The 12420-nt window shown below is 74.3% G+C and carries 2 protein-coding genes; both read right to left on the bottom strand.

Features of this window, described 5'->3' with window-relative positions:
• Positions 1–1738 (bottom strand): type I polyketide synthase (locus AB0D48_RS23815; protein ID WP_362400338.1); only part of this gene is annotated, 1738 nt, incomplete at its 3' end.
• A gap of 239 nt (positions 1739–1977) precedes the next feature.
• Positions 1978–12402, bottom strand: a complete 10425-nt coding sequence (locus AB0D48_RS23810; RefSeq protein WP_362400335.1) for an SDR family NAD(P)-dependent oxidoreductase — start codon at positions 12400–12402, stop codon at positions 1978–1980.
• Positions 12403–12420: the final 18 nt, after the last annotated feature.

The following is a 12420-nucleotide window of genomic DNA, read 5'->3' as shown; positions in this document are numbered from 1 at the left end:
CGTCGAACGCCTCGGCGAACACCGGGAACGCGGCGTACAACTCCCGCCCCATCCCCAGCCGCTGCGCCCCCTGCCCCGTGAACAGGAACGCCGTCCGCCCGCCGCGCCGGATCTGGCCGGTCACCACCCCGGGGTGTTCCTCGCCCGCCGCCAGGGCGGCGAGCCCGCTCTCGCGGTCGCCCACCACCACCGCCCGGTGGGCGAAGGCGGTGCGCGAGGTGACCAGGGAGAACCCGATGTCGCCCGCCCTGGCCCCGTCGATGTCCAGGCCCCGCAGGCGTGCGGCCTGGGCGGCCAGCGCCTGCGGGGTCTTCGCCGACAGCGCCCACGGCTCGAGGGGGAGTGCGGCCCGCACAGCCGGCTCCCCGGCGCCTGCGGGCGCCTCCTCGACGATCACGTGGGCGTTCGTCCCGCTGATCCCGAACGACGAGATCCCCGCCCGCCGCACACCGGTCCCGGCCTCCCACTTCCGGGCCTCGGTGAGCAGTTCCACGCTCCCGGCCGACCAGTCGACCTGGTCCGACGGCGCGTCCACGTGCAGGGTCGGTGGCAGTACGCCGTGCCGCAGGGCCATCACCATCTTGATGACGCCCGCGACACCCGCCGCCGCCTGGCTGTGCCCCATGTTCGACTTGATGGACCCCAGCCACAGCGGCCGGCCCTCGGGCCGGTCCTGCCCGTACGTCTCCAGCAGGGCCTGCGCCTCGATCGGATCGCCCAGCGTCGTACCGGTGCCGTGGGCCTCGACCACGTCCACCTCGGCCGCCGACAGCCCGGCATCCGCCAGCGCGCGACGGATCACCCGCTGCTGTGCGGGACCGTTCGGCGCGGTCAGACCGTTCGACGCGCCGTCCTGGTTCAGCGCCGAGCCCCGGACGACGGCCAGCACCCGGTGGCCGTTGCGCCGCGCGTCCGAGAGCCGCTCCAGCAGCAGCACCCCGGCGCCTTCCGAGCAGGCCACGCCGTCCGCCGAGGCCGCGAAGGACTTCGACCGGCCGTCGGCGGCCAGGCCCTGCTGGGTGCTGAAGTAGACGAACATGTCCGGTGTGGACATGACGGTGACCCCACCGGCCAGGGCGAGATCGCACTCGCCCGCCCTCAGTGCCTGGGCAGCCGTGTGCAGGGCGACCAAGGACGAGGAGCACGCAGTGTCCACGCTCACCGCCGGTCCTTCGAGACCCAGCGTGTAGGCGACCCGCCCCGAGACCACGCTGCCCGCGGTGGTGCTGCCGGGCTCCCGGCCCAGGGCGTAGTCGTGGTACATCACCCCGGCGAACACTCCGGTCGAACTGCCCTTGAGCGTGGTGGGGTCGATGCCCGCCCGCTCGATCGCTTCCCAGGACACCTCCAGCAGCAGCCGCTGCTGGGGGTCCGTCATCAGCGCCTCGTTCGGGCTGATCCCGAAGAACACCGGGTCGAACTCTGCCGCGTCGTAGAGGAAGCCGCCTTCACGGGCGTACGTTTTGCCCGGTGAGCCCGGCTGCGGGTCGTAGACCTCGGGATCCCAGCCGCGGTCCTCCGGGAACCCGCCGATGGCGTCGACGCCGCCGGAGACGAGCTGCCACAGCTCCTCGGGGGTGGTGACCCCGCCCGGGTACCGGCAGCCCATCCCCACGATCACGATCGGGTCGCCGTGGCGGGAAGGGCGGCGCTCGGCCTCGGCGAGGCGGCGACGGGCGTCTCGCAGGTCGGATGTGGCCCGCTTCAGATACTCGAGAAGCCGCTCCTCGTTGCTCACCGAGACCTACTCCCTCTGGTCGGACATACCGTGGCGACCCGCGTGTCGTACCTGGTCGTTCAGTTGATCGGTGGGAACGCTACTGAGCTGCCGGAAGGGCGGCCTACCCTTAACCCACCCCTGCCGCGGGGGCCTGCGGACGAGGGGGAGAACACGTGAAGGGCCGGGGTGCGTGACGGCTGTCGTGCAGCTGTCACGCACCCCGGCCCGGGGTGCCGGATCCGCCGTGGGTCGGGCGGTCAGGGGGTCGCGGGGGTGCCGAGCTCGTTGTCGAGGATGTCGAACAGCTCGTCCGCGGTGACCTCGTTCAGGTCGTCCTGGCCACGGTCCGGGATCTCCGGTGTGGCATGCCCCTGGGCATGTATCAGTGGCCCGTCGAGCCGGCCGGCCAGTTCCCGCAGCCGCTCGGCCAGCCGCGCCCTGTCGGGGCCGGCGGGCGGGGCGGAGGCCGTCAGGAGGGCTTCCAGCCTCGTGAGGTCGGACTCCACCCCCGGGGCGGGTGCGGCCGGTACGAGGCGCGCGGCGATGTAGGCGGCGACCTCCGCCGCGCTCGGGTAGTCGAAGATCAGCGTGGCGGGCAGCCGCAGTCCACTGGCCGCGTTCAGCTGATTGCGCAACTCCACCGAACCGAGTGAGTCGAAGCCCAGCTCGCCGAAGGCACGGTCGGGTTCGACGGCGTCGCCGGACGCATGGCCCAGTACGGCCGCGGCATGGCCCCGTACGACCTCCAGGATGATCCGGGTCCGCTCCTCCTCGTCGTGACCTGCGATGCGCTCGGCCAGCGGGGCGCCCGCCGGCGCCGTCGGCCCGGCCGCGGTCCCCTTGCGGGCGGCGGGGGCCAACCCTCTCAACAGGGCGGGCAGTTCGTCCGTACGGGTGCGCAGCGCCACCGGGTCCACCTGGAGCGGGACGGTCACCGGCGCGCCCGACGCCAGCGAGGCGTCGAACAGGGCGAGCGCTTCGGCCTCCGACAGGGCGGGGGTGCCGGCGCGGCGCATGCGTTCCAGGTCCGCGTCGGTGAGGTGGGCGGCCATGCCCGTGCTGACGTCCCAGAGGCCGAAGGCCATCGCGGTGGCCGCCAGGCCCTGCGCGCGGCGGTGAGCGGCGAGCGCGTCGAGGAAGACGTTGGCCGCCGCGTAGTTGCCCTGACCGGCCGCCAGGACCAGACCGCCGGCGGACGAGAACATCACGAACGCCGACAGGTCCAGGTCCTCGGTCAGCTCGTGCAGGTGCCAGGCCGCGTCCGCCTTCGGGCGCAGGACGGCGTCCATGCGCTCGGGGGTCAGAGCGCCGACCACACCGTTGTCCGCCACACCGGCGACGTGCACCACACCCGACAGCGGGTAAGCCGGATCCACCCCGTCCAGCAGGGCGGCGAGCGCCTCCCGGTCCGCGACGTCACACGCCGCGACCGAGACCCGCGCACCCAACCCGGTGAGATCGGCCACGAGTTCGCCGACGCCGGGGGCGTCAGCCCCTCGCCGGCCCGCCAGCAGCAGATGGCGCACCCCGTGCTCGACCACGAGGTGGCGGGCCACCAGGGCCCCCAGACCGCCCGTACCGCCGGTGATCAGAACCGTCCCGGTGCCCTCCCACACGGGCCCGACGTCGGCGCCCGCTTCGGCCGTCAGCCTCGCCAGCCTCGGAACCGATGCCCGACCCGCGCGAACCGCCGCTTCCGGTTCTCCCAGGGACAGCGCCACACCGAGATCGGCCGACCCGTCGGTGTCCACGAGCACGAACCGGCCGGGGTTCTCCGCCTGCGCCGCGCGCACCAGACCCCACACCGGAGCCTGCCGCACGTCGACGGCCTCGTGGCCGCCGACGGCCACCGCACCCCGCGTGACCACGGCCAGCACGGCCCCGTCGGAACGCTCGTCCGCCAGCCACTCCTGCACCGCGGCCAGGACCCGCTGCGCGTGGGTCCGTACGTCCACGAGCACGTCGGCGGTGGCGGCCACGTCGGCACAGTCCAGGACCACGGCGTCGGGCGCGGCGGCCGGAGCGCCGGCCGGGGCGGGCTGCCACTCCACGTGGAGCAGCGAGTTCCCGGTGCCCGCGCTCAGCTGCTCGGCCGACACGGGCCGGGAGAGGAGGGACTCGACCGACAGCACGGGACGGCCGTGCTCGTCGGCGATGGTGAGCGAGAGGCCGTCCTGCTGGGCGACGGGGGTGATCCGCACCCGCAGGGACTTGGCTCCCGGGGAATGCAGGGCGACTCCGTTCCAGGCGAAGGGCAGCAGGGTTTGTCCGCCGCCCTCGCGGCCCGGAATGCCGAGCAGGCCGACGTGCATGGCCGCGTCGAACAGGGCGGGGTGGAGCCCGAACCGGGCGGCATCCTCGTGGGTCCGCTCCGGCAGGGAAACCTCGGCGTAGAGGGCGTCGCCGAGCCGCCAGGCCGCCGTGAGGCCCTGGAAGACGGGCCCGTAGTGGTACCCGGCTGCGGCGAGGTCCGGGTAGGCGGCGGAGACGGTCAGCTCCTCTGCTCCCCTCGGCGGCCACTCGGTGAGCGCCTCCCCGGCGTCCGCGGGCGACGGGGAGAGGACGCCGTCGGCGTGGCGGGTCCACGGCAGGTCGGGCTCATCGTCGGCGCGCGAGTGGACCGCCACCGTGCGGCGCCCCGTCCCGTCGGCCGGGCCGACGACGACCTGGACGGCGATACCGCCCCGGTCGGGCAGGATCAGCGGGGCCTGCAGGGTGAGTTCTTCGAGCAGTCCGCAGCCCACCTGCCGGCCGGCGCGTACCGCCAGCTCCACGAAGCCGGTACCGGGCAGCAGGACGCTGCCCAGGACGTCGTGGTCGGTGATCCAGCCGTGGGTGCTCGCGGACAGCCGGCCGGTGAGCACGGCTCCCGCGTCGTCGGGCAGCTCGACGGCCGCCCGCAGCACCGGGTGGTCGATCCCGACCTGCCCGGTGTCTGCGGTTCCGCCGGCCGCCGAAGGAGCCGTCATCCAGTAGCGGGTGCGCTGGAAGGCGTAGGTGGGGAGGTCGACGCGCCGGGTGGCGCTGCCGGTGCAGAAGGCCGCCCAGTCGACGGCCACGCCGTGTACGTGGAGCTGGGCGAGGGCCGTGATCAGCGCCTCGGGCTCGGGGCGGTCCTTGCGGACGGCCGCGGCGAGGACGGCGTCGTCCAGGCTCTGTGCGGCGAGACCGGTGAGGATGCCGTCCGGGCCGATCTCCAGGAACCGGGTCGCGCCCTGCTGCTCCAGCGTGCGGACCGCGTCGGCGAAGCGGACGGCCTCGCGGACCTGCCCGACCCAGTACTCGGGCGACCGCCACGCCTCGGTCAGCTCACCCGACACCGTGGAAAGCACGGGGACACACGGCTCGGCGTACGCCAGCTCACCAGCGATGGACCGGAACTCCTCCAGCATCGGATCCATCAGCGCCGAGTGGAAGGCATGCGACACCGACAGCCGGCTGGTCTTACGACCGGCCGCGGTGAAGTGCTCGCCCACGGCCAGGACCGCGGCCTCGGTACCCGAGACCACCACCGACTGCGGACCGTTGACCGCGGCGACACCGACCCCGTCGGTGAGCAGCGGCAGTACCTCTTCCTCGGTCGCCTGGACGGCCAGCATCGCTCCACCGGCGGGCAGCGCCTGCATCAGACGCCCACGGGCCACCACGAGCCGGGCCGCGTCCGCCAGGGAAAACACCCCGGTGACATGCGCGGCGGCCAGCTCACCGATCGAGTGCCCGGCCACGAGGTCGGGCTTCACACCCCAGGCCTCGACCAGCCGGAACAGCGCCACTTCGAAGGCGAAGAGTGCGGGCTGAGTGATCGCGGTCGCGTTCAGAGCGTCCGCGTCCCCACCCCACACCACCTCACGGAGCGACCGCCCCAGCAGCGGATCGACCTCCGCGCAGACCGCGTCGAACGCCTCGGCGAACACCGGGAACGCGGCGTACAACTCCCGCCCCATCCCCAGCCGCTGCGCCCCCTGCCCCGTGAACAGGAACGCCGTCGAGCCCTTCGCCACCGCGCCGCTGACCACACCCGGGTGCTGCTGCCCCGCGGCCAGCGCCGCGAGAGCTCCCGCGCGGTCGTCGCCCACGACCACGGCCCGGTGCTCCATGACACCGCGCGACGTGGCGAGGGCTCGCCCGATGTCCTCAGGGCCGTACGCGTCCGCCACCGCGAGCAGCCGCTCGGCCTGAGCGGCCAGCGCCTGCGCCGACTTCGCCGACACCACCCACGGCACGACGGGCAGTCCCGGTCCCGGCTCCGCCGCGGCTTCGGCCACGGCTGCCTCCGGCGCCTCCTCCACGATCACGTGCGCGTTGGTACCGCTCAGCCCGAACGAGGAGACGGCGGCCCGGCGCGGCCGGTCCGTCACGTCCCACTCGCGCGCTTCGGTCAGCAGTTCCACGTCACCCGCCGACCAGTCGATCTGGTCCGAACGCTCCTCGGCGTGCAGGGTCGGCGGCAGCATCCCGTGCCGCATCGCCATCACCATCTTGATGACGCCCGCGACACCGGCCGCGGCCTGCGTGTGGCCGAAGTTGGACTTGACGGAGCCCAGCCACAACGGCTGCCCCTCGGCCCGGCCCTGCCCGTACGTCGCGAGCAGTGCCTGCGCCTCGATAGGGTCGCCCAGCCGGGTGCCCGTGCCGTGCGCCTCGACCGCGTCGACCTCGGCCGCCGAGAGACCCGCGTCCGCCAGGGCCTGGCGGATCACCCGCTGCTGTGCGGGACCGTTCGGGGCGGTCAGACCGTTCGACGCACCGTCCTGGTTCAGCGCAGAGCCCCGCACCGTCGCCAGTACCGGGTGCCCGTTGCGCCGCGCGTCGGAAAGCCGCTCCAGGAGCAGCATCCCCGCGCCCTCGCCCCAGCCCGTCCCGTCCGCGCCCGCCCCGAAGGACTTGCAGCGGCCGTCCATGGACAGGCCGCGCTGCTCGCTGAAGTAGACGAGCATGTCGGGCGTGGACATCACGGTCACACCGCCCGCCAGGGCGAGGGAACACTCCCCCGACCTGAGCGCCTGCGCCGCCATGTGCAGCGCGACCAGCGAGGACGAGCAGGCCGTGTCGACCGTCACCGCGGGCCCTTCCAGACCCAGGGTGTAGGCGACCCGTCCGGAGACGAGGCTGCCCGCCGTGCCGCCGGCGTAGTCGTGGTACATCACCCCGGCGTACACACCGGTCCGGCTGCCCTTCAGCGTGGCCGGGTCGACCCCGGCCCGTTCGATCGCCTCCCACGAGGTCTCCAGCAGCAGCCGCTGCTGCGGGTCCATGGTCAGCGCCTCGCGCGGGCTGATCCCGAAGAACGCCGGGTCGAACTCGGCCGCGTCGTAGAGGAAGCCGCCGTCGCGGGCGTACGACTTGCCCGGCACACCGGGCTCCGGATCGTAAACCCCCGGATCCCAGCCCCGGTCGTCGGGCAGCGGGGCGATCGCGTCCACCCCGTCGGCGACCAGCCGCCACAGGCCGTCCGGCGTGGTCACCCCACCCGGGTAGCGGCAGGCCATGCCCACGATGACGATCGGGTCGTCGTCCGTGGCGCGGACGGCGACGGCCGCCCCCTGTGCGGTGCTCGCGTCCTGAGCGCCGTCGAGGAGTTCTCGTACGTACGCCGCGGCCGCTTCGGCCGTCGGGTAGTCGAAGATCAGTGTGGCCGGAAGCCGTAGCCCGGTGGCCGAGTCGAGCCGGTTGCGCAGTTCGACGGCGGTCAGCGAGTCGAAGCCCAGCTCGTCGAAGGCGCGCCCGGGTTCGATGGCGTCGCCCGAGGCGTGCCCCAGGACGGTCGCGACCGTCGTACGGACCAGGTCGAGCACGGCGGCGCCGCGGTCGGCTCCGGTCAGCCCGGCGAGCCTGCCGTGCAGCGCCGGGGAGCCGGACCCGGTACGGGTCGTCCGGCGGCCGGGGGTGCGTACGAGACCCAGCAGCAGGGCGGGTGTCCCGTCGGCGTGCGCACGCAGCACGCCGAGGTCCAGGCGGACCGGCACGGTGGCCGCGGCACCCGAGCGCAGCGCGGCGTCGAAGAGGGCGAGTCCGCGGCCGGCGGGGAGGGCGGGGGTGCCCGCCTGCCGCATCCGTTCCAGTTCGGCGGCACCGAGCCGGGTGCCCATGCCGCCTGCCGTGTCCCACAGTCCGAAGGCCAGGGAGACGGCGGCCAGTCCGCGGGCGCGGCGGTGGGCGGCGAGGGCGTCGAGGAAGGCGTTGGCGGCGGCGTAGTTGCCCTGGCCCGTCGAGCCGAGGGTGCCGGCGATGGACGAGAACAGGGCGAACGCGGTGAGGCCCAGGCCCTCGGTCAGCTCGTGCAGGTGCCAGGCGGCGTCCGCCTTGGGGGCGAGGACGCCGCTGACCCGCTCGGCGGTGAGCGAGGTGATCACGGCGTCGTCGAGTACGCCCGCCGCGTGGACCACTCCGCGCAGGGGGTGCTCGGGATCCACCCCGGCCAGGAGCGCCGCGAGGGCGTCCCGGTCGGACACGTCGCACGCGGCGACCGAGACGTGCGCGCCCAATGCCTCCAGGTCGCCCACGAGTTCGGTGACACCCGGCGCGTCCGGGCCGCGCCGGCCGGCCAGCAGCAGATGGCGGATCCCGTGCTCGGTCGCCAAGTGCCGGGCCACCAGGGCTCCCAGGCCCCCGGTGCCGCCGGTGATGAGGACCGTCCCGTCCGTGTCCCAGACGGTCTCGGGCCCGACGGCGGAGGTGACGCGGACCAGCCTGGGGACCAGTACCCGGCCGTCGCGTACGGCGGACTCCGGTTCGCCCTGCGCCCGTGCGAGGCCGACGTCCCCGGTCCCGCCCGTATCCGCGCCCGCGTCCGCGTCCAGGAGTACGAACCTGCCGGGGTTCTCCGCCTGCGCAGCCCGCACCAGACCCCACACCGGGGCCTGCCGTACGTCGACCGGACCGTCGTCACCGATCGCGACCGCACCGCGCGTGACGACGACGAGGGTCGACGTGGTGAACCTCTGGTCGGCCAGCCACGTCTGCAGCACTTCCAGGACCCGCCCGGCCAGGGCGTGGACGGCGGACGGCACGTCCTCGCCGGCCGCGGCGCACTCCAGGACGACCGTGCCGTCGACCGGCCCCTCGGCGGGTACGTCCTCCCACCGCGTCCACTCCCCCGACGACACGGAGTCCGCGGGCTGCCATACGACCCGGTAGAGCGGGTCCTGGGCCGGACCGCCGGTCCCGGACTCCTCCACCGCGCGGCCGACGACACCGCCGACCGCCGCGACCGGGGCGCCGTCGGCGTCCGCGATCTCCAGGGAGAGGCTCTGCGGGGTGGGCCGGGAGATCCGTACGCGAACCGCCGACGTGCCGACCCCGAACAGCCGGACGTCCTTCCACACGAACGGCAGGACGGTGGCGCCGTCGTCGTCATCGGCGCCGTCCAGCAGCGCGGCGTGCATCGAGGCGTCCAGCAGCGCCGGGTGCAGCCCGTACGCGTCCGCCACACCGGCGGCGGACTGGTCCAGTGCGACCTCGGCATAGACGGCTCCGCCCTGCCTCCAGGCTCCGGTCAGGCCCTGGAAGGCCGGCCCGTAGGCGAGACCGCGCTCACGCAGGGCCTCGTACGCGCCGTCGAGAGGGAGCGGGACGGCGCCGGGCGGGGGCCAGGCGGCCAGGTCGAAGGCGGGCGTGTCCAGGCCTTCTGCGAGGACGCCTTCCGCGTGCAGGGTCCAGTCGGAGTCCGGGAGGCTCTCGTCCCGCGCGTACACCCCGACCGTGCGCCGCCCTGTCCCGTCGGCCGCGCCGACGACGACCTGTACGGCGACGGCTCCGTCCTCGGGGAGGACGAGTGGCGCGTGCAGGGCGAGCTCTTCCAGTACGTCGCAGCCCGCGTGGTCGCCCGCGCGGATCGCCAGTTCCACGAATCCCGAGCCGGGGAAGAGGATCGCGTCCCGCACCACGTGGTCGGCGAGCCAGGGATGCGCGGCGACGGCGAGCCGTCCGGTGAGGACGGCGCCCCCCGAGTCGGCCAGGGTCACCACCGCGCCGAGCAGCGGGTGGGCGTGGGAGGCGGCCGACCGCACCGCGTCGGCCCAGAACCGGGTGCGCTGGAAGGGATAGGTGGGGAGGTCGACGCGGCGGGCACCGGCGTCGGCGTAGTACGCCTGCCAGTCGACGTGTACGCCGTCCACGTGCAGCCGGGCGAGGGCCTCGACCAGTGCTTCGGGCTCGGGGCGGTTGCGGCGCAGGGCCGGTACGAGGACCGCCTGCCCGGAGTCGGCGCTCTGCTGGGCGAGTCCGGTGAGGATGCCGTCGGGGCCGATCTCCAGGAAGCGGGTCACTCCCTGCCGCTCCAGGGCGCGGACGGCGTCGGCGAAGCGGACGGCCTCGCGGACCTGGCCGACCCAGTACTCCGGCGACTGCCACGCCTGGCTCGGCTCGCCCGTCACCGTGGACACGGCCGCGATCCGCGGCTCGGCATACGTCAACTGCCGTGCCAAAGAGCGGAATTCGTCGAGCATCGGCTCCATCAGCGCCGAGTGGAAGGCGTGCGACACCGACAGCCGGCTCGTCTTGCGGCCGGCCGCGGTGAAGTGCGCGCCGACCGCGAGGACGGCGGCCTCGTCGCCCGAAACGACCACGGATTCGGGCCCGTTGACGGCGGCGACGCCCACCCCGTCGGTGAGCAGCGGCAGGACCTCTTCCTCGGTCGCCTGGACGGCGAGCATCGCTCCACCGGCGGGCAGCGCCTGCATCAGGCTGCCCCGGGCCACCACCAGCCGGGCCGCGTCCGCCAGGGACAGCACCCCGGCGGCGTGGGCCGCGGCCAGCTCGCCGATCGAATGCCCGGCCACCACGTCGGGCGCGACGCCCCAGGCCTCGACCAGCCGGAACAGGGCCACTTCCAGGGCGAAGAGGGCGGGCTGGGTGATCGCGGTGGCGTTCAGGGCCTCCGCGTCCCCGCCCCACACCACCTCGCGCAGGGACCGGCCCAGGTGGGGGTCGACCTCCGCGCACACGGCGTCGAAGGCCTCGGCGAACACCGGGAAGGAGGTGTACAACTCCCGCCCCATCCCCAGCCGCTGCGCGCCCTGTCCCGTGAACAGGAAGGCGGTCCGCCCGCCGGTCCGTGCCTGGCCGGTCACCACCCCGGGGTGTTCCTCGCCCGCCGCGAGGGCGGCGAGCCCGCTCTCGCGGTCACCGACCACCACCGCCCGGTGGGCGAACAGGGAGCGGGAGCCCGCCAGGGAGTAACCGACGTCCACCGGCCGGAGCCCGTGCCCGCCGTCGTCCTCGGCCGCCTTCGCGAGGAGCCCCGCCGCCTGGTCCGCCAGGGCCTGTCCCGTCTTGGCCGACACCGGCCACGGCACCACCGGCGGCGGCGTCCCCGCCGCCGCTCCGTCCGCCGGCTCCTCGGCCGGCGCCTGCTCCACGATCACGTGTGCGTTGGTCCCGCTCAGCCCGAACGAGGAGATCCCCGCCCGCCGCGGCCGGCCCTCGGCCCGCCACTCCCGGGCCTCGGTGAGCAGTTCCACGCTCCCCGCCGACCAGTCGACCTGGTCGGAGGGCGCGTCCACGTGCAGGGTCCGCGGCAGCACGCCGTGCCGCATCGCCATGACCATCTTGATGATGCCCGCGACACCGGCCGCGGCCTGGGTGTGGCCGAAGTTGGACTTGACGGAGCCCAGCCACAGCGGCCGCTCCGGGGGCCGCTTGCGCCCGTACGTGGCCAGCAGCGCCTGGGCTTCGATCGGGTCGCCCAGCCGGGTGCCCGTGCCGTGCGCCTCGACCGCGTCCACGTCGGCGGCCGAGATCCCGGCGTCCGCCAGGGCCTGGCGGATGACCCGCTGCTGCGCCGGACCGTTCGGGACGGTCATGGCACTGGACGCGCCGTCCTGGTTGACGGCCGAGCCGCTCACCAGGGCGAGCACCGGGTGACCGTTGCGCCGGGCGTCGGAGAGCCGCTCCAGGAGCAGGACGCCCGCGCCCTCGCCCCAGCCGGTGCCGTCCGCGGCGGCCGCGAACGGCTTGCAGCGCCCGTCGGGAGCGAGCCCGCGCTGTTCGCTGAAGTAGACGAGCATGTCGGGCGTGGACATCACGGTCACACCGCCCGCCAGGGCGAGGGAGCACTCCCCCGACCTGAGCGCCTGCGCCGCCATGTGCAGCGCGACCAGGGACGACGAGCACGCCGTGTCCACGGTGACCGCCGGGCCTTCGAGGCCGAGCGTGTACGCGGTGCGGCCGGAGACGAAACTGCCCGCGCTGCCGTCCGCGTAGTCGTGGTACATCACCCCGGCGTACACACCGGTCCGGCTGCCCTTCAGCGTGGCCGGGTCGACCCCGGCCCGTTCGATCGCCTCCCAGGAGGTCTCCAGCAGCAGCCGCTGCTGGGGATCCATGGTCAGCGCCTCGCGCGGGCTGATCCCGAAGAACGCCGGGTCGAACTCGGCCGCGTCGTAGAGGAACGCGCCGTCGCGGGCGTACGACTTGCCCGGCACACCGGGCTCCGGATCGTAGACCCCCGGATCCCAGCCCCGGTCGGCCGGGAAGCCGGACACCGCATCCCTGCCTTCGGCGACGAGCCGCCACAGGTCCTCGGGCGTGCCGGCCCCGCCCGGGTAGCGGCACGCCATGGCCACGATCGCGATCGGGTCGTTGCTCGCGGCGGTGAGCCGGGCGTTCTCCTCGCGCAGCCGCTCGTTGTCCGTGAGTGACTTGCGCAGCGCTGCTACGACCTGTTCCACCGATGTGCTCACGTCATCCTCTTAATTCAG

The sequence above is a fragment of the Streptomyces sp. NPDC048269 genome (assembly GCF_040652395.1).
In the GTDB taxonomy this organism is placed as follows: Bacteria; Actinomycetota; Actinomycetes; order Streptomycetales; family Streptomycetaceae; genus Streptomyces.
The sequence above is the reverse complement of the archived record's forward strand: the minus strand, read 5'-3'. Positions and strand labels throughout refer to the sequence as shown.